General features: G+C 63.1%; 16 protein-coding genes. 6 read left to right on the forward strand and 10 right to left on the reverse strand.

Features of this window, described 5'->3' with window-relative positions; translation table 11 throughout:
- The first annotated feature begins 120 nt into the window (after window positions 1–120).
- Entirely contained in the window at window positions 121–735 is a 615-nt protein-coding gene (locus RlegSU303_RS05640; RefSeq protein WP_025393885.1) for a L,D-transpeptidase, read from the forward strand.
- Between the two features lie 98 nt (window positions 736–833).
- On the opposite strand, the gene RlegSU303_RS05645 is transcribed toward RlegSU303_RS05640, so the two are convergent.
- Window positions 834–1,739 carry a DMT family transporter gene (locus RlegSU303_RS05645; protein ID WP_131621966.1) on the reverse strand — a complete coding sequence of 302 codons (906 nt, stop codon included), beginning with the start codon at window positions 1,737–1,739 and terminating at the stop codon, window positions 834–836.
- Between the two features lie 97 nt (window positions 1,740–1,836).
- Between RlegSU303_RS05645 and RlegSU303_RS05650 the strand changes: the two genes are divergently transcribed.
- Complete coding sequence (locus RlegSU303_RS05650; RefSeq protein WP_017959715.1) at window positions 1,837–2,358, forward strand: Lrp/AsnC family transcriptional regulator; 522 nt, start codon at window positions 1,837–1,839, stop codon at window positions 2,356–2,358.
- A 23-nt stretch (window positions 2,359–2,381) separates the two neighbouring features.
- On the opposite strand, the gene mgtE is transcribed toward RlegSU303_RS05650, so the two are convergent.
- Window positions 2,382–3,755 (reverse strand): magnesium transporter, encoded by a 1,374-nt coding sequence (gene mgtE, locus RlegSU303_RS05655; protein WP_017959716.1) that lies wholly within the window; start codon window positions 3,753–3,755, stop codon window positions 2,382–2,384.
- Window positions 3,756–4,069: 314 nt separating this feature from the next.
- The gene (locus tag RlegSU303_RS05660; RefSeq protein WP_231283567.1) at window positions 4,070–5,083 is read right to left on the reverse strand and encodes a zinc-binding alcohol dehydrogenase family protein; all 1,014 of its coding nucleotides are present in this window, start codon (window positions 5,081–5,083) and stop codon (window positions 4,070–4,072) included.
- A 103-nt stretch (window positions 5,084–5,186) separates the two neighbouring features.
- Between RlegSU303_RS05660 and RlegSU303_RS05665 the strand changes: the two genes are divergently transcribed.
- Window positions 5,187–5,591 carry a winged helix-turn-helix transcriptional regulator gene (locus RlegSU303_RS05665; RefSeq protein WP_020049265.1) on the forward strand — a complete coding sequence of 135 codons (405 nt, stop codon included), beginning with the start codon at window positions 5,187–5,189 and terminating at the stop codon, window positions 5,589–5,591.
- On the opposite strand, the gene RlegSU303_RS05670 is transcribed toward RlegSU303_RS05665, so the two are convergent.
- The gene (locus RlegSU303_RS05670; protein WP_231283568.1) at window positions 5,550–6,794 is read right to left on the reverse strand and encodes an MFS transporter; all 1,245 of its coding nucleotides are present in this window, start codon (window positions 6,792–6,794) and stop codon (window positions 5,550–5,552) included. The genes RlegSU303_RS05665 and RlegSU303_RS05670 overlap by 42 nt on opposite strands.
- Window positions 6,795–7,094: 300 nt before the next feature.
- Here RlegSU303_RS05670 and RlegSU303_RS05675 point away from each other — a divergent pair, with 300 nt between their 5' ends.
- The gene (locus RlegSU303_RS05675) at window positions 7,095–8,039 is read left to right on the forward strand and encodes a diacylglycerol/lipid kinase family protein (RefSeq protein WP_011651163.1); all 945 of its coding nucleotides are present in this window, start codon (window positions 7,095–7,097) and stop codon (window positions 8,037–8,039) included.
- A 34-nt stretch (window positions 8,040–8,073) separates the two neighbouring features.
- Here RlegSU303_RS05675 and RlegSU303_RS05680 read toward each other — a convergent pair whose 3' ends face one another.
- On the reverse strand, window positions 8,074–9,426 hold the full coding sequence (locus RlegSU303_RS05680) for a glutamine synthetase family protein (protein WP_131622091.1): 1,353 nt from the start codon (window positions 9,424–9,426) through the stop codon (window positions 8,074–8,076).
- A gap of 82 nt (window positions 9,427–9,508) precedes the next feature.
- Between RlegSU303_RS05680 and RlegSU303_RS05685 the strand changes: the two genes are divergently transcribed.
- Complete coding sequence (locus RlegSU303_RS05685) at window positions 9,509–10,876, forward strand: aspartate aminotransferase family protein (RefSeq protein WP_231283569.1); 1,368 nt, start codon at window positions 9,509–9,511, stop codon at window positions 10,874–10,876.
- A 6-nt stretch (window positions 10,877–10,882) separates the two neighbouring features.
- On the opposite strand, the gene RlegSU303_RS05690 is transcribed toward RlegSU303_RS05685, so the two are convergent.
- The 4 genes from RlegSU303_RS05690 to RlegSU303_RS05705 all read right to left on the reverse strand — a co-directional run bounded on the left by RlegSU303_RS05690 (window position 10,883) and on the right by RlegSU303_RS05705 (window position 16,531).
- Window positions 10,883–12,370, reverse strand: coding sequence for an ArnT family glycosyltransferase (locus tag RlegSU303_RS05690; RefSeq protein ID WP_231283570.1), 1,488 nt, complete (start codon window positions 12,368–12,370; stop codon window positions 10,883–10,885).
- Window position 12,371: 1 nt separating this feature from the next.
- Complete coding sequence (locus RlegSU303_RS05695; RefSeq protein WP_131629199.1) at window positions 12,372–13,871, reverse strand: ArnT family glycosyltransferase; 1,500 nt, start codon at window positions 13,869–13,871, stop codon at window positions 12,372–12,374.
- A 12-nt stretch (window positions 13,872–13,883) separates the two neighbouring features.
- Window positions 13,884–14,900, reverse strand: coding sequence for a glycosyltransferase family 2 protein (locus tag RlegSU303_RS05700; RefSeq protein ID WP_017959724.1), 1,017 nt, complete (start codon window positions 14,898–14,900; stop codon window positions 13,884–13,886).
- Between the two features lie 137 nt (window positions 14,901–15,037).
- Window positions 15,038–16,531 (reverse strand): ArnT family glycosyltransferase, encoded by a 1,494-nt coding sequence (locus RlegSU303_RS05705; protein ID WP_017959725.1) that lies wholly within the window; start codon window positions 16,529–16,531, stop codon window positions 15,038–15,040.
- A 184-nt stretch (window positions 16,532–16,715) separates the two neighbouring features.
- Here RlegSU303_RS05705 and RlegSU303_RS05710 point away from each other — a divergent pair, with 184 nt between their 5' ends.
- Window positions 16,716–17,678, forward strand: coding sequence for a lysylphosphatidylglycerol synthase domain-containing protein (locus RlegSU303_RS05710; RefSeq protein ID WP_017959726.1), 963 nt, complete (start codon window positions 16,716–16,718; stop codon window positions 17,676–17,678).
- Here the strand turns inward: RlegSU303_RS05710 and RlegSU303_RS05715 are convergent.
- Complete coding sequence (locus RlegSU303_RS05715) at window positions 17,649–18,887, reverse strand: RNA polymerase sigma factor (protein ID WP_131621960.1); 1,239 nt, start codon at window positions 18,885–18,887, stop codon at window positions 17,649–17,651. The genes RlegSU303_RS05710 and RlegSU303_RS05715 overlap by 30 nt on opposite strands.
- Window position 18,888: the final 1 nt, after the last annotated feature.

The raw sequence follows: 18,888 nt of genomic DNA on the forward strand, positions 1-18,888 counted from the left end.
CCGCGACAATTCTTGCGTGCTGACGCCTTCGTGATCGCCTTCTGCCGGAGGCTGTTAGCCGTTCGTTAACCATAATTTCCTTAGCTTGCGACATCAAGTTGACGCACTAAGGACACATTCATGACGATCTCCCGCCGGGGCTTTCTGATCGCTCTGCCGCTTTTCGTGGCCGGCTGCTCTTCGACCGGTCTGAACAGCCAGACGAATTATGCCGCACTTCCGGATGAAAAATTCCCGTTGAAGCAGGTGCCGATCGACAAGATCAAGCCGGAGCTCCGCCGCCAGGAAGTGGCCTACGAAACCACGCATGCTGCCGGCACCGTGATCGTCGATACACCCGCGCGCCGCGCCTATTACGTCCTCGGCGGCGGCAGGGCGATGCGTTATGGCGTCGGTGTCGGCCGCGAGGGGCTGGCCTTTGCCGGTAACGCCTATATCGGCCGCAAAGCCGAGTGGCCGAGCTGGACACCCACCGAAAACATGCAGCGCCGCGAAGAGCGCTATCGCAAGCTCGCCGGCGGTATGCCGGGCGGCCCGAACAACCCGCTCGGTGCGCGGGCGATGTACCTCTATCGCGGCGGCAACGACACGCATTTTCGCATTCATGGCACCAACCAGCCGCAATCGATTGGTCTTGCCATGTCGAGCGGCTGTATCCGCATGATGAACCACGACGTGATCGACCTCTATAGCCGTGTTGAGGTCGGCGCCAGGGTCGTCGTCATCCAGGCCTGAGGTGTTGTTCCAAGCTCGGTAACGACGCCCTCTCCATTGACTGAGCCGCCGCAGCGATGGCTGCAGGCGGCTTTTCCATCTGCTGTTGGTGTTGGATTTCAGCGGCGTGGCGTGGCTATACCTGTCGAAAGCGCCACGCCGATGCCGGTGATCACGGCGGCGCTGATTTCCGTCATGCCGATCGCTTCGCCAAGCAGCAAGCCGCCGCCAAGCGTCGCGAGAACCGGCGTCAGCGCTGTGAACGCGGCGGCCTGTGTTCCGCCGAGTGTTCTGACGGCGGTGCCGTAGGCGACCATGGCGACGAGGCCGGAAAGAACGCCCTGGCTCAGCACCTGCAGACCGATCTCCGGGAGAGTAGCCTTTGGCAGCGAGATGCCGAAGATGAGGGCAAGTGCGCCCATGATCAGGAAGGACCAGACGGCGATCAGGGCGCTCGCCTGCACGGCGGTAAGACCGGAGCGGCGGAAGGCATGCGTATAGCTCGCCCAGAGAATGGCGCCGGCCGGCAGCAGCACGAAGCTCGTCCATGGCAGCGAGGCGTCCGCAAGGCTACGCGTGAGCAGGATCAGCACACCGACGACGATCGCAACGAGCCCCGCGATGCGGGTGCCGTCAGGTCTTTCGCGAAACAGCACAATGCCGATCAGCGCCGCGGCGAGCGGCATCGAGCCGCCAAGCAGAATCCCCGAAGAGGCGGCCGGCGTCGAATGGATTGCCAGCGTCGTCAGCAGGAAGAAGACGGCGCCGGAACCGGACACCATGATCGCCAACAGGTGAAGCGGCAGGGCCTTCGGCAGCAGCCCCGTCTTCAGCCAGACAGGCGAAAGCACCAGCGCCGGAATTCCGAAGCGGATCAGCCCGATATCGATCGAGCCGAGCGGCGTTGCGGCGCTGTGGCGGGTGACGAGAAACCATGTTGCCCAGATCAGCACGGTAATGGTGCCGCCGGCATAACCCAGTACCTGCGACGGCGACTTGTCGTTTGTGAATGCAATGGTGGTCATCGTATCAATCCTTTCCTCCGTCCGGAGCCTGTCCGGTTGAAGAAAAGATTAGCGCCAGAGGCCGAGGCATGTCCTTGCTATCTATGGCTCCAAAATCATGCTATGCGCAATCTTCTGCCAATCGAGGCCAATAGGTATCGCGAAAATGCCAAATCTCGATAAATTCGATATCGCCATCCTGAAGTGCCTGCAGGAGGATGCGCGCGCCACCAATGTCGAGATCGCCGAGAAGGTGAACCTTTCGCCGTCGCCCTGCCTGCGCCGCATCCGCAATCTCGAACGGTCCGGCATCATCCGCGGCTACAGGGCGGATATCGACCGCAAGGAGGTCGGTCTCGGCCTCACCGTCTTCGTCGAATTCAAGGTCGTCCATCACAGCCGCGAGAATTCCGAGGCGCAGCAGAAGGCGCTGCTCGCAATCCCCGAGATCGTCTCCTGCTTCCTGATTTCGGGCACCGCCGATTTCCTCGCCGAAGTGGTGGTGGAGGATCTCGCCGCCTATGAACGGCTTCTGACCGAAACGCTGTTGACCCTGCCGAATGTCAGCGACATCCGCTCGAACTTCGCCATCCGCAGCATCAAGACGCATGGGCCGTTGAAGCTGCCCGAGGGAAAATAATTCCACTCGGGCTTGCTTGCGAGTTAGAGCAGCGTCCCGCTGAGGATGAGCAGCGCCACCGAGAAGTAGATGACGAGCCCGGTGACGTCGACCAGCGTGGCGACGAAGGGGGCCGACGCGCTGGCCGGATCGAGCCGGAGCTTCTGCAGCACGAAGGGCAGCATCGAGCCGCAGATCGAGCCGAAGGTGACGATCCCGATCAGGGCGGCAAACACCGTGACGGCGACCATCTGCCAGTGCGGGCCGTAATCGTAGAGCCCGGCCGACTGCCAGAAGACGATGCGGATGAAGCCGACCAGGCCGAGGATCGCGCCGAGCACGATGCCGGTCGGCAGTTCCCGCAAAAGCACCTTCCACCAGTCTGAGAGCTTCAGCTCGCCGAGTGCCAGCGCCCGGATGATCAGTGACGTCGCCTGCGAACCGGAGTTGCCGCCCGAGCTCATGATCAGCGGGATGAACAGCGTCAGCACCACGGCCTTTTCCAGCTCGCCTTCGAAATGCTGCATGGCGCTTGCCGTCAGCATCTCGCCGAGGAAGAGCGCAGCGAGCCAGCCGGCGCGCTTGCGGATCATGCCGGAGAAGCTGATCTTCATGTAGGGCTGGCCGAGCGCCTCCATGCCGCCGAACTTCTGGGCCGCTTCCGTCGTGTCTGCGATCATCGTGTCGATCACGTCGTCGACGGTGACGATGCCGAGCATCTGCCCCTGTTCGTCGGTGACGGGCAGGGCGAGCAGATCGTGCTTGCGGATAAGCCGGGCGACGTCCTCCTGCTTCATCAGCGGATCGGCCGAAACCGGCGCGCCCTTCTGTGTAACAGAGAGGATCGAAGCGTCCGGCTCGCCGGTGATGAGGCGACGCAGCGTCACCACATGCAGCAGCGCATGGCTGACCTCGTCCAGCACATAGATGGCGTAGACGGTCTCGCGCGAGCGTTCGACCTGGCGTACATGGTCGAGTGTGCGGGCGACGGTCCAGCTGTCAGGCACGCTGACGAACTCCGTCGTCATGATGCCGCCGGCCGTGCGCGGCGGATAGCCCATCAGGTGCTGGATCGCGATGCGCACCGGCTCGTCGAGACTGGAGAACAGCCGGGCGCGGGTCTCGCCGTCGAGTTCGAGCAGCACGTCGGCGACGCGGTCGTTCGACATGCCGTGCAGCAGCCGTGCGGCCTCCTCGGCGCTGATCAGCGCAAGGATCTGTGCGGCGTTGCGAAGCTCCGGCCGGTCGAGAATGTTGACCGCATAGTCGAGCGGTATGCCGGTCAACACCCGCCCGGCGTCCTGGATGCTCAGCGCGTTCAATGATTCGACGCGTTCGGCGATCGTTGCGCCGCGGCTGTTGTTGATGAAGGCACGGGCGGCATGGCCTGCCCGAAGAGGGAAGCGATTGATATTCATTTGAGGCTCGCCTTTCCGTCGATCCGCCGTAGCGTCCGATCGAGCGAGCCGACAGGAGTCGGTCAGCGCACGAGGGCCGCGTACGGCAAAGGCAATCGACTGCTACTGTCGCTTGGCATCGTTATGATGGCTCCGTTGAAATCCGTGGCTGACGAGCGTCATCCACGTGGATGCTAGGTGGTCCCGGACGCGGAAAAAGTCAAGCGGGATAAATGCTTAACGCCAGAATGCCGCACCCCACGATGCGGCATTCCAGGCGGGTATGGTTTGTATGATCTTGGGGGTCCCAGAATACCGGCCTGCCGGCTGCGATCTCAGAATCCTGCAAGCACCGCCTTGCCCTTCATCCTGCCGCTTTCGACCATGGCATGCGCCGTCTTGAGGTTCACCGCATTGATCGGCCCGACGATCTCTGAAAGCGTGGTGCGGATCTTTCCGCCGTCGACGAGCTCGGAAATCTTGTTCAGCAGCTTGTGCTGCTCGATCATGTCAGGCGTGCCGTAGAGCGGGCGGGTGAACATCAGCTCCCAATGAACGGAGACGGCCTTGCGCTTGAAGGGTACGATATCGAGCGTCTTAGGATCGTCGATCAGCGCGAAGCGGCCCTGCGGCGCAATCGCTTCGACGATGTCGCCGATATGACTGTCGGTATTGGTGGTCGAGAATATGAATCCCGGCGCGCCGATGCCGAGCGCTGCCACCTGCGGCGCGATCGGTTTGGAATGGTCGACGACGTGATGCGCGCCGAGTTCCTTCACCCAGTCCTGCGTTTCCGGCCGCGAGGCCGTGGCGATCACCGTCAGGTCGGTCAGTGCCCGGGCGATCTGAATGGCGATCGAGCCGACCCCGCCGGCGCCGCCGATGATCAGGATGGATCGTGCCGCTCCCGAAACCGCGTCCTGCACCTTCAGCCGGTCGAACAGCGCTTCGTAGGCCGTAATCGAGGTCAGCGGCAGGGCGGCCGCGGCCGCGAAATCGAGGCTCTTCGGTTTGGCGCCGACGATACGCTCGTCGACGAGATGGAATTCGGCATTGCTGCCCGGGCGGCTGATGACCCCGGAGTAGAACACCTCGTCGCCCGGCCTGAACAGAGTGACATCGGCGCCGATGGCCTTGACGATGCCGGCGGCATCCCAGCCGAGCACCTTGAGTTCGTCCACGGGTGGTGCGGAATGGGCGCGCACCTTCACGTCGACGGGATTGACCGAAACGGCTTTGATTTCGACGAGCAGGTCGTGGCCCCCAGCCTCCGGCATCGGCAGCTCGACATCGATCAGCGAGGTTTCGGCGGAGATCGGTTGGGGCGTTTTATAGGCGACGGCGCGCATGGGAAGCTCCTGTGTTCGTTGCACGGAAGCTAGATGCGCACTAAGTTCTGACAACGCAAGAATGCACAAATTCTGTACGTAGTACCCAAAAGGATACTGTAAAATGTCATTGCCGCGCGCCAAGCTCGTCCAGAATTTCCCCGGCTGCCCGGTCGAAGCGACGCTGACTTACCTCGACGGGAAGTGGAAGGGCGTGATCCTGTTTCATCTGATGCAAGGAACCCTCCGCTTCAACGAATTGCGGCGCAAGCTGCCGGCCGTGACCCAGCGCATGCTGACCAAGCAGCTGCGTGAACTGGAAGAGTCCGGCCTGGTATCACGCACCGTCTATCCGGTCGTGCCGCCGAGGGTCGAATATGCAATGACGCCGCTCGGCATGACGCTGAAGCCTGTCATCCAGGCGTTGGCCGCATGGGGTGACGATTATGTCTTCTGCAGCCCGGAAGGCCGCGAGCTGCGCTTGGCCTCAGACGGCCTGCGCGCTCCGGTCGCGGCGCTCGAGGCGTAGCGAGGCTGCAAAGACGAAGAGGCCGAGAAAGGACAGCGCCGCGCCGACATAACCGGTCGCCGCAAAACCGTAACCGCCGGCGATAACCAGGCCGCCGAGCCAGGCGCCGATCGCATTGGCGATGTTGAAGGCGGAATGGTTGGAAGCGGCCGCAAGCGTCTGCGCGTCGGCGGCGACATCCATCAGCCGCGTCTGCAGCGCCGGGCCGGCGGCAAAGCCGCAGCCGACGAGGAAGACGGAGAGGCCGAGCAAATAGGGATTGGCGGCGGTCAGCGAGAAGGTGGTCAGGACGACGATATTATAAATGAGCGACCCGCCGATCGTGCCGAGCAGCGATTTGTCGGCGAGCCACGAGCCGATGAAATTGCCTGCATTCATGCCGACGCCGAAGAGGACCAGCATGATCGGGACCGCCGTTTCCGGCAGCATCGCCACCTCAGTCGTCGTCGAGGCGATATAGCTGAACATTGCGAACATGCCGCCGTAACCGACGGCGGCGATGCCGAGCGTCAGCCACACCTGCGGCCGGCGGAAGGCGCCGAGTTCGCGAAGGAAGCCCGCTTCCGCGGAAACCCTGTCCTTCGGAACGTAGAACCAGATCAGCGCCACCGTCAGCAGGCCGAGCACGCCGACCGAGAAAAACGCCACCTGCCAGTCGAGCGACTGGCCGAAGAAGGTCGTCAACGGCGTGCCGAGAAGTGTCGCAACGGTCAGGCCGAGCATGACGCGGCCGACGGCGCGGGCTCGGCGATGCGCCGGCACCATCGAGGCGGCGACAAGGGCCGCGACGCCGAAATAAGCGCCATGCGGCAGGCCGCTGACGAAGCGCAGCAGCGTGAAGCTTTCGAAGGTCGGCGCCATGGCGCTTGATATGTTGCCGGCGGCAAAGATCAGCATCAGGGTCAAAAGCAGCGTGCGGCGCGCCATCTTCGCGGCGAGCACGGCAATGACGGGTGCGCCGACGACGACGCCGAGCGCATAGGCGCTGATGACGTAACCGGCTTGCGGCGTCGTGACCGAGAAGGTCTCGGCGACATTGGGCAGCAATCCCATGATCGCGAATTCGCCGGTGCCGATGCCGAAGCCGCCGCAGGCGAGCGCCAGCTGAACCAGCGCCACGGTCATTGCCGATGGCAGCGCGTCATCCTGGCTATCAATGGAGTTCTGGCTATCGACTGAAATATTGGCGGCAATCTCACTCACGAGAGCTCCTCGAGGCGGTTTCTGCTTGGCAATGGCCTCTGGCGCAGGCGCGGCCGCAAGCCGATCGGTGGAAATGGCGGGAGGTGGAGACGATGTCTCCGGTAGACCATCTATCCGTGAGGCCTGGGCTGCCGTCGAGTGCATTTTTTGCAGTGCAGCGTCCTGCTATGTGCATACGTCTATTGCAATTTTTGCATTTCTGCCCTTTGTCAGGAAAGAAGGTTGCGCTTGAAATCGGCGATACCGCAACCATCTCAGGGGCAAGGCAGGAGCATTTCCGCGCCAGGGACGGGAGCTCTTATGAAGCTTGTAGGCTTTTTCAATCGCGACGGCGGGACCTTCAAGACCACCGACATGCTGGCCTATGAAAAAAGGGCGGAGACGGCTTTCCGCGAAGCGGGGCACGATTTCGACGCCATCGTCTTCTCAGGAAAGGAAATCGTTCCTGCCATGGAGCGGGCGGCCAAGCGCGATGATATCGACGGCATCGTCGCCGGCGGCGGCGACGGCACGATTTCGGCGGCGGCATCGATTGCCTGGAAGAACGGAATTGCGCTCGGCGTCGTGCCCGCCGGCACGATGAACCTCTTTGCCCGCTCGCTGCGTGTGCCGCTCGATATCTGGCAGGCGCTCGATGTGCTTGCCTCCGGCGAGGTCGACAATGTCGATATCGCCAGCGCCAACGGTCGGCCCTTCATCCACCAGTTTTCCGCCGGCCTGCATGCCCGTATGGTGCGCTACCGCAACGCCTACAGCTATCGGTCCCGACTGGGCAAAATACGGGCGAGCACGAAGGCGGCTTTGGGCGTCATCTTCAACCCGCCGGAATTCGAGGTCGAGTTCGAGGCGATCGGCATGCGCGAGCGCCGCAGGGTGTCGGCGATCTCAGTCTCCAACAATCCCTTCGGCGAGAACGCGCTGCTCTATGCCGATAATTTGAGAAGCGGCGAGCTCGGATTCTATACGGCAAATCCCTTGAAACCCCTCGGTGTCGCCCGTCTCGCCATCGACATGCTGCGCGGCAAGGTCCGGGAGAATGCCGATGTCATGGTGATGCATCCGGCCGAAGTGCACCTGCATTTCCCGAAACTGCGCTCCAAGGCCAATTGCGTCATGGACGGCGAGTTGCTGCCGCTCGAACGCGACGTCTCGATCCGGCTGCATCCGGGCGAATTGAAGGTTCTCGTCAAACAGGGGCTCGCCGCTCAAGTGAATGCGGACGAACGCCGCGAGCCCGCTGCGTAAGTCGGCCGGCTGCATAAGTCGGCGCAGCGTAATTTCAGAGCCGCGGCAGATAAGTGCGGTAGTCGAAATCCGAGACCGTGCGCAGATGCGCAAGCGCTTCCTTGCGCTTGGTGTCGCCATAGAGCGCCTGATAACGCGCACCGAAGATATCGGCGATGAAGGGCGAGGTGCGGAAGGTGTCGACGGCGCTGAGGAAATCATGCGTCAGTCGCGTCGTATTCGCAGGTATGTGCGAGGGCGTCGTCTCTTCGCCCGGGTCGAGTTCGCCATCGAGACCGGCGAGCATGCCGCCGAGGATCGCTGCCAGCAGCAGATAAGGATTGGCGTCGGCGCCGGCGACGCGGTGTTCGATGCGTGCCGCCGGGCCATCCTTGTCGGGGATGCGGATCGCCGTGCCGCGATGGCCGCTGCCCCAGGTCAGATCGACAGGCGCAAACGAGCCCGGCTGGAAGCGGCGGTAGGAATTGGCAAAGGGGGCGAAGATCAGCTGCGCCGCGCGCATGGTATCGAGCAGGCCTGATATCACCGATTTGAGTAGCTTCGGTTCGCCGCCCTTGGCATCGAGGATGTTGCGGCCTTGCCCGTCGATGATGCTCGCATGCACATGCAGGCCGGAGCCGGCATGTTCGGAATAGGGCTTGGCCATGCAGGTCGATTTCAGCCCGTGTCGGCGCGCCGCCTGTTCGGCGATACGCTTGAGATAGAGGCAATCGTCGGCGGCTGCCAGCGCATCCGCGCGGTGCAGCAGGTTGACCTCGAACTGGCCCGGCCCGAATTCCGCCGTCGTCGCATCCGCCGGCAGGTTCTGCGCCTTCGCATAGGCCCTCAGCGTCTGCAAATAGCCATCGAGCGCGTCGACGGCGCTCATGTCGTAGAGCTGGAAACCGTTTGGTTCGCCGCGATAGGTGAGGCTTTTCGGCGGGCAGGGGCGTCCGGTCTCGCGCCAGTCTCCCGACATCACGTAAAATTCCAACTCGGTGGCGACGACGGGCGTCAGCCCGCGCGCCGCATAGCGCTCGACCACCGAGGTGAGGATGGCACGGGGATCCATGAAGCTCGGGCTGCCGTCGAATTCGTGCATGGTGGCGAGCACCTGCATCGAACCCTCGGGCGCCCAGGGCATCGGCGCCAGGCTGCGCCGGTCGGGGATGACTTTGCCGTCGGGATCGCCGATCGTCAGCGACAGGCCGGTGATATCGTCATTGTCGTCGCCCCAGATGTCGAGCGATTGCGTCGAGGTCGGCAGGCGGATGTCACCGGCCCAGACCTTGTCTTCGGCGCCGGGCGGAAGCTGCTTGCCGCGCAGGTCGCCGTTCATGCCGACGATCAGGATCTCGAAACGCGGGTCGCCGCCCTCGGCCTTGCCGTCCACCCTGTCGCTCGCCATGACCTTGAAAATCCTCCGGGACAAGGCCAAGCTCCTATCCCATCGACATCAGCCTTTCAATCCGCGAGGGTCTTTACCAATCATGCCCGATACTTACCCACCCTCGAATCTTGCCGCGATCGACGCCGCGCACCACCTGCACCCCTTCGCCGACATGAAGAAGCTGAATGCCGAGGGCGCGCGTATCATCCAGCGCGGCGAGGGCGTCTACATCTTCGACAATCACGGCAGGAAATATCTCGATGGCTTCGCCGGCCTCTGGTGCGTCAATATCGGCTATGGCCGCCGGGAGATCGCCGATGCCGCCACCAGGCAGATGAACGAGCTGCCCTATTACAACACCTTCTTCGGCACGACCTCGATGCCGGCGACGCTGCTTGCGCAGAAAGTCACTTCCCATGCCGGCGAGCGTTTCAACCATATCTTCTTCACCGGCTCCGGTTCGGAGGCGAACGACACCTGGTTTCGTATGGCCCGGGTCTACTGGAGCGCCGTCGGCAAGCCGTCGAAGAAGATCGTCATATCGAGGAAGAACGGCTATCACGGTTCGACCGTCGCCGGCGCCAGCCTCGGCGGCATGAAATACATGCATGAGCAAGGCGACCTGCCGATCCCGGGCATCGTCCATATCGGTCAGCCCTATTGGTACGGCGAGGGCGGCGATCTCTCACCCGCCGCATTCGGTCTCAAGGTCGCCCGCGAGCTCGAAGCCAAGATCGACGAACTCGGCGAGGAGAATGTCGCCGCCTTCGTCGCCGAGCCGGTGCAGGGGGCTGCCGGCGTCATCATCCCGCCCGAGACCTACTGGCCGGAGATCGACCGCATCTGCAAGGCGCGCAATATCCTGCTGGTGACCGACGAGGTGATCTGCGGTTTCGGCCGTCTGGGCGCCTGGTTCGGCCACCAGTATTTCGGCGTCGAACCCGATCTGGCGCCGATCGCCAAGGGGCTTTCCTCTGGCTACCTCCCGATCGGCGGCGTGCTCGTCAGCGATCGCATCGCCGATGTGCTGATCAACGAGGTCGGCGACTTCAATCACGGCTTCACCTATTCCGGCCACCCGGTCTGCGCCGCCGCAGCCCTCGAGAACCTGCGCATCATCGAAGCGGAAAGACTGGTCGAACGCGTGCGCGACGATATCGGCCCCTACTTCGGTAGGGCCTGGGCAGCGCTGGCAGACCATGATCTGGTCGGCGAAGCCGTCAGCATCGGCCTGATGGGCGGCGTGCAGCTTGCCGCCGAGAAGAGCACCCGCACCCGTTATGCCAAGCCCGATCAGGTCGGTGCGCTGGTGCGCAATCACGCGCTGGCGAACGGTCTGGTGCTACGCGCCACCGGCGACCGCATGCTCGCCTCGCCGCCTCTCGTCATCAGCCACGCCGAGGTGGACGAGATGGCGAGGATTACCAGGCTGGCGCTGGATTTGGCCTGGAAGGAGCTGAAATCCTGATTGTGCTCAGCCTGGCTGGTTGACCCAGGCATAGCCGAAACGATAGGTGTCGTCGCCGCGCGCATAGAAATAGGGCACGTTGATCACCGACGTCTCGGGTGCGGACACGCCGAGATTGGTCTGCAGCCATTGAGCCATGGCCGGCGGAAGCCCTTCGTTACCCCTTTTTTGCGGCAGGAGCCACACCAGGAGAAGCGGTCGCCGGCTGGTAAGATCCGGGTTGAAGCCGGGATAGTCCACGGAGAGGATCGGCACACCGGGAATATCCTGCCTGAGATTGCCGGCAAGCAGGCTGTCGTCGGCAAGGATCGCGGCCGGTTCGGCCTGTTTGCGCAAAGTTTCCAGCATGTCGGCGTACGGCCTGTTCAGCCGCTCGTAATGACCGGTAAAGCGTGCAGTTGCAACGCTTCCATAGAGGGCCGCCGGCACGCCGATCATGATCACGGCGAGGATGGGTATAAACCGCCGGAACGCCCTGTCTGCCGTGACGCCTGCGGCCTCGATCTTCAGGCAGAAATAGAGCGGCAGGATGACGAGCATCGGCACCAGCCAGCGATCCTTGATGCCGGCCGCACCGCCGAAGACGATCAGAAACAGAATGCCGGCGAAGAAGATGAGCATCATCCGCTCGAGAAGTCGCGTCCATTCCGAACGGGAGGCGAGCGCCGGGCGAAGGCCCTTGCCGAAGACGAGCGCGAACACCGCCACGGTCAATGCGGCAAAGCTGATGGTGGCGAGGGCGAGCGAACTGACGCCCATGGCGACCTGCGTGAGATAGCTCGCATCGCCGCTCGCGGTCATCTTCTCCAGGGTGCGTGCGGTGGCGAAATCGAGATTGTCCTTCAGCCAGAAGAGATGCGGCAGGGTGATGACGAGCGCCACCGCCGCCGTCAGCACCAGCCGCCAGTCGAAGATCCGCGGCCGCAGCCGCGCATCCGAAAGCGCGGCGATCAGGGCTGCCGCCGGCAGGATCGCGAAATTATACTTGGCAAGCAGGCCGAAACCGATGCCGATGCCTGCGATCAGATAGGAGGCAAGGCTCGGCTGCTTCAGGCTGCGGATAAAGCCGTAGAAGAAGATGCTGGCCGAGAAGAACACCGCGACCGTGTGCGTCAGGTCGCGCTGCATCTCGAAAGCCATCTGCGGGATTGTCAGCAGCCCGAGCGTGGCGATCGCCACCAGCGCCTTGTCGCGCAGGATAAGCCGCGCGGTCAGGCCGTAGAGCACGTAGGAGCTGAACAGCAGAAGGTTCTTCACGATAGAAAGCGCGGTCAGCGAGACGCCGGCAAACCGGAAGACGGTGTATTGCAGCCAGTTGTAGAAGGGCGGCTGCGGGCCGTAGCCGGCGGCAAGCCATTGCGAGCGGAAGGCCTGTTCGGCCTCATCGAGATCGAGCGAATGCGAGGTTGCGAGCCGCACGCCGACCTGGAGCGCGAAGTAGGCTGCCAGCAGAACGAAGATCCAACTGATGTCGCGACGGCTGCTCTCGGTCATTCTATTTGGTCTCCGGCCGAACCCAGGCGTAGCCGAGCGCGAAATTGTCGCTCTGGCGGCCGAAATAATAAGGAAGCGATAGCGAGCCGATCTCCTGCAGCGCGATATCAGCCGCCGTCAGCGCCGATGAAAACCGCTCGGGCATGATCGCATCGGCAGCCGTCGCCGTCTTCTTGCCGCGCCAGACGATCAGCACCGGCCCCTTGGCCTCGGCATAGGCCGGAATGCCCGGTGCCGGAAAATCCGGGATCACCACCGGCACATCGGGAAATTGCAGCCGCATGTTTCCGCCGATATAAGTGTCGGAAGCGATCACCAGCGCCGGTTGCGCCTGTCGCGTCATCTCGCGCGAAAAACCCGCCATCGGCACATTCGGCCGGCTGTAAGTGCCAATTAGTCCGGCGCCGACGACGCGGAAGCCGAGGGCGATCAGCACGCAGGCCATCAGCACCGGCAATACCGGCCGGAAACGGCGGAGTCCTGTGGAAAGGTCGAGCCCGGCGGCCTGCATTTTCGCAAGGAAGTAGATCGGCAGAACCAGCAGGAAGGGGTCGAGCCAGCGCTCGCGAACAGTTGTCGAGCCGGTCAACAGCACGATCAAAGCGATGCCGGCGAGGCTTGCGAGCATCATCCGCGCCATCATCCCGGTCCAGCGGTTGCCCGCCGAGAGCGCCCGGACGAAATCCCGGCGGAAGGTGGCAGCGAAGATCACCACCGGCAGCGCCGCAAAGGCGATGATGGCGACGAGAAAGGCGACAAGCCCTTTGCCAATCCGCACGGCGCCGGCGGGTTCGCTGCCGGCGGCCATCTTGACCAGAGTGTCGGAGGAGGCGAATGCGAGATTGCCCTGCAGCCAGACCGCGTGCGGCAGGACGATGACGAGCGCAACAGTGATCGCTGCCAGCATGCGCCAGTCGAGCGCCCGGCGTCGCCATTCGGCATCGGGCAGGATGGCGAGCAAGGCGACGACAGGCATCAGCGCGAAGTTATATTTCGAGATCAGCCCGATGCCGGTCGCAAGCCCGAGCAGCAGGTAGCTCGCCATATCGGGCCGGTCGAGCGTGCGGAAGAAGCCGTAGAGAAACAGCGAGCTGGCAAAGAGCAGCGCCGTCGTGTGGGTCAGATCCTGCTGGGCCATGTAGGAGACCTGAGGCAGGGTGATCAGCGCCAGCATGCCGACCGCGGCAAGCGCCTCGTCCTTCAGCGCGCGCCGCCCGGCAAGGCCATAGAAGAGATAGGACAGGAACAGCAGGATGTTCTTCGGAACGATGAGCGCGCCGATCGACATGCCCGTCACCGAAACGACGGCATATTGCATCCAGTTGTAGAAGGGCGGCTGCGGGCCGTAGCCCGCCAGCAGATATTGCGAGAAGAAGGATTGCTCCGCCTCGTCGAGCTCCAGCGAATGCGGAAGGACGATGCGCAGCACGATGTTGAGCACGAAATAGGCTGCAAGCAGCAGGCCCGCGGTTTTGATCGTCCTCGTCGCGCGCTCCAGCATCGTGCTGCCGGCTTAGGCTTGGCTTTGATCGTCGAAGATCTGCCGCACGATATAATTCGGAGAGGCATCGTCGCGGTAATAAGTGCGCGCGATCATTTCCGCCAGGATGCCGGTGGTGATCATCTGCACCGACGACAGCAGCAGCACGACGCCGACCATCAGCATCGGTCGCGTGCCGATGTCGTTGCCCAGGATGAACTTGTCGAAGCTGAGATAGAGCAGGATCAGCATGGCGAGCGCGCCGAGGCCGAGACCCAGCGAACCAAAGAAATGCCCCGGCCGCGCCTTGTAGCGCATGAAGAACATCACTGACAGCAGATCGAGGATGACGCGAAAGGTGCGCGAAATACCGTATTTCGAGACGCCGTGCTCGCGGGCATGGTGGGTAACGGCCATCTCGCCGATGCGCGAGCTCGGCACGACCCCGGCGACCCATGCGGGGATGAAGCGGTGCATCTCGCCCATCAACTTCACCTGCTTGATGATCGAGGCACGGTAGATCTTCAGGCTGCAGCCGTAATCATGCAGCTTGACGCCGGTGATGCGGCCGATCAGGTAGTTGGCGCACCAGGAGGGGATCTTGCGCAGGAACAGACCATCCTTGCGGTTCTTGCGCCAGCCGACCAAGAGGTCGAGTTCACGCCGTTCCAACTCGGAGACCATCGAAGGAATGTCCTTCGGATCGTTTTGCAGGTCGCCGTCCATCGTCGCGATCAGGCGGCCACGGGCGGTATCGATGCCGGCCTGCATGGCGGCAGTCTGGCCGAAGTTGCGCTGCAGTTCGACGATCCTGAGCGCCAGCCCCTCGCGTCCGACATACTGGCGGGCGTTGACGAGCGTCGCATCCGTGCTGCCGTCATCGACGAGGATCAGCTCCCAGCGATGGGGGTAGCTGACCATCGCGGCCGCGACACGCTCGACAAGCGGGCCGACGCTTTGCTCTTCGTTGAAAATGGGCACGACCAGCGACAGTTCGAGCGATTGTACCGGATCATTCGTACCGCGAATGGGCTCTACGGTTGTCTGCAACTTTCATCTCCAAAAGGCCGGACGGCCGAGCAATTTTTAATGCCGCCGCCGCACTTGCGGAAGGCTACTACATGAAGTGTCCGCCGGTTGCCAGCGGGCAATGCCGGTTTCCCGCAATCGGCGGATCTTCCGGGGCGCTATTTCGCGCCGCCTTCCACCCAGGAGTAGCCAATGGAGAAGCTGCGTTTGCCGTCACCGAAGAGATAGGGCAGCGTCAGCGTCTTCAACTCTTGCAGGTGAATGCCCGATCTCACGAGGTCATTGGCAAAGCCGGGGGAAATTGTCGGATCATCTGCGGTCTCGCCGCGCCAGATAACCAGCACCGGCCCCTTTGCGTCAGCATATTCGGGAACCCCGGGTCCGGGGAAGAACGGGATCACCACGGGAACGTCGGGAAATCTCAGGCGCATGTTGCCGGCAACGAACTTGGTTCCCGCCACGATGAGAACCGGCTTGCGGGTCGCGGTCAATTCAGCCACGTAGCCGGAAAAGGGTACATTCGTTCTCGTGTAAGTGCCGATATATTGAATGCCGACGATCCGGAAGAGAAGGATCGACAGGATGACGACCATGAAGACCGGCACCACGGGCCGGAAGCGTGAAAGGCCGGCGGACAGATCGAGGTCTGCGGTTTCCAGTTTCAGGAACAGATAAATCAGCAGGACGAGCAGGCAGGGGTCGAGCCAGCGCTCGTGGATATCGCTCGCACCGGCGAAGAGGACGACACCGACGAAGGCGAGCAGGCTGATGACCATCATCCGCTCGATCACCCGGATCATCGGGCTAGTGGTGGAGAGCGCGCGAAAAAAGTCGCGCCGGAAGGCGGCAGCGATGAGAACGATCGGCAGTGCGACGAAGCCGAGGACGGCGATCACGAGAGACAGCAGCCCTTGCCCGACGCGGGGCAGGCCGGCGGGGGCCAAGTCTTCGGCGGTCATCCGCTCCAGCGTCGGCGCAGAGGCACTGGCGAGATTGTCAGGCAGCCAGAGCGCATGCGGCAGCACGATCAGAATGGCGAGCACGGCCGCCGGCAGCAAACGCCAGTCGATAAGACGGCTGCGCCATTCCCGCTCTGGCAGCACGGCGATAAGGGCGGCAAATGGCAGGATGGCGAAATTATACTTCGAGATGAGCCCGATGCCGGTGGCTATGCCGATGATCAGATAGCTCCAGATCGTCGGCTGGCGCAGCGTGCGGAAAAAACCGAAGAGGAAGAGCGAGGTCGCAAACAGCAGGGCAACCGTATGGGTCAGTTCGCGCTGCGCCATCAGGCCGACCTGCGGCAGGGTAATTAGGCTCAGCATGGCGACGGCTGCGAGCGAACGGTTCTTCAGCACCTCGCGGGCAGCAAGTCCGTAGAAGAGATAGCAGCCGAAGAGAATGATGTTCTTCGGCACCGAGAGCACCCACATCGATATGCCGGTCACCGAAACGATGGCATATTGGATCCAGTTGTAGAAGGGCGGCTGCGGGCCGTAGCCGGCAAGCAAGTACTGCGAGTAGAAGGATTGCTCCGCCTCGTCGAGATCGAGCGTATGAGGCAATGCGATGCGGAGCGCGATGTTCAGCAGGAAATAGACTGCCAGAAACAGGCTTGCGCTCGTAATGCTTCTGGTAATGCGCTCCAACATCGATCTCCAGGTCAGGCCGGCAAGGCGTTGTTATTTTTCGGTCGTCCGCGGGGATCGTCGGCCTTAAGGCGATCTCGCCGCCGTCGCCGGCAACTCCGCCGTTGTGCGCAACCTTCATTTCTCCTAAAACGCCTGGCGACGGAACCGAGGCCTATGCCGACGCCAAGCGAGGAATGCCTACTACATGAAGAGTTCGATCGTTGAAAGCCGGCAGTCCTGGTTTATGCGCAATCGCATGACCGTTCTGACGGTCGTCATTGTCGCAGCCTATGGCCTCTTCATCCAATGGTTCTGGGGTTGGCCCGTCATCATCAGCCAATGGGCCGATGTCGGCGCGGGTCCCGTGATCGCTGCGCTCGTACTGCTGACGAGCACCTATTTCCTGCGCACCTGGCGCATCTATGATTATTTTCCGAAGGAAACGGCCGGCCGGTTTGCGACCCTCTTCCGCGTCACGCAGATCCATAATCTCCTGAACATCATGCTGCCTTTCCGAACCGGCGAAACCAGCTTTCCGCTGTTGATGCGCACCGAATTCGGCATTCCGCTGACGCGCGGGACCTCGGCGCTGTTCGTCATGCGGTTGCTCGACCTGCACGCGCTTCTGGCCGCCGCCGGCATCGGCTTTGCGATCGCTGCCGCGAATGCAGCTCTTGCGTGGTCGCTCTGGGCCGCCTTCCTGCTGCTGCCGGTCGCGGCCTTCGCCGCCCGCAAGCCGCTGCTGCGCCTGGCCGCCAGGCTGCTGCCGAAGAAGGCGCAGAAATTTGTCGCCGAGATCGAAAACGGCTTGCCGCTCGATGCCGTCGCCTTTGCGCGTGCCTGGGCGATGACCATCGTCAACTGGCTGGTGAAGGTGATGGTGCTTGCCTGGGCGCTCGGCCTGATGGGGGTGCTGCCGATGGCGGCAAGCTTCGGCGGCGCGCTCGGCGGCGAGCTCTCCTCCGTGCTGCCGATGCATGCGCCAGGCGGCGTCGGCACCTATCCGGCCGGCATCACCGCCGGCGCCATCGCGTTGGGCGCCTCGAGCGAGCGGCTGGCCCTGGCCGCGCTGGCGCAGGCGAGCGTCAATGCCCACTTGCTGATCATTGTCTCGGCGCTGACGGGAACTGCGATCTCACTACCGCTCGGACGTCGTGGCAAGCTCTGAAATCCGCTTTCTCAGAAACGCCTGCTCCGGCTCCTGCCGGCAGAGCGACAGCGCCGTTTGATAGGCCGCGATCGCCTCTTGCCTCCGGCCGAGACGGCGCAGGAAATCGGCGCGCGCCGAATGGACGAGGTGATAGGCCTGCAGCTCCCGGCGTCCCAGAATGCTATCGATCAGGTCCAGCCCCTTCGCTGGCCCTTCGGCCATCGCAATCGCCACGGCGCGGTTGAGCTCGACGATTGGAGAGGGCTGCGCCGCCAGCAGCAGATCGTAATAGAAGGCGATCCGCCGCCAGTCGGTCTCTTCGGCAGCCGGCGCCCTGGCATGCTCGGCGGCGATCGCCGCCTGCAGCGTATAGGTGCCGATCTCTCCCGCTTCCATCGCCGCGGCGAGCAGCGCCAGGCCTTCCGTAATCTTCGCATGATCCCAGAGCGAGCGGTCCTGATCGGCAAGCAGCACCAGCGATCCGTCTCCGACACGGCGGGCGGTGCGGCGGGAATCCTGCAGCAGCATCAAGGCCAGCAGGCCGGAGACGTCGGGATGCGGCAGCAGCGCCAGAAGCAGTCGTGCCAGACGGATCGCTTCTGCGGTCAGGTCGGCGCGGACCACCTCCTCGCCCGAAGAGGCCGAATAGCCCTCGTTGAAGACGAGGTAGATGACGTGCAGCACCCGGTCGAGTCGCGGCGGCAGCGCCTCGCGGCCCGGCACCTCGTAGGGGATCTTCGCCGCCCGGATCCTGCCTTTGGCGCGCACGATCCGCTGGGCCACCGTCGGCGCAGGAATGAGGAAGGCATGGGCGATCTCTTCGGTGGTCAGCCCGCAGATTTCCCTCAGCGCCATCGCCATCTGCGCATCGGCCGGGATGAGCGGGTGGCAGCAGGTGAAGATCAGCCGCAGCATGTCGTCCTCGATCGGTTCCATGTCGCCGAGCTCCGTTGCGTCGGGCGTATAGAGGCTGTCTTCGATGTGATGTTGCGAAGCATCGAAACGTGCCCGCCGTCGCAGCGTATCGATCGCCTTGAAGCGCCCCGTCGAAACGAGCCAGCCGACTGGATTGCCGGGAATGCCGTCCGCCGGCCACGTCCGTGCGGCCGCGGCAAAGGCGTCGTGAAGCGCCTCCTCCGCCCGGTCGAAATCGCCGAGCAGACGGATCAGCGTCGCCAGCACCCGGCGCGACTGAGTTCGGTAGATTTCTTCGATGACGCTTTCCAAT

Source organism: Rhizobium sp. SU303 (genome assembly GCF_021052345.1).
Classification (GTDB): Bacteria; Pseudomonadota; Alphaproteobacteria; order Rhizobiales; family Rhizobiaceae; genus Rhizobium; species Rhizobium laguerreae.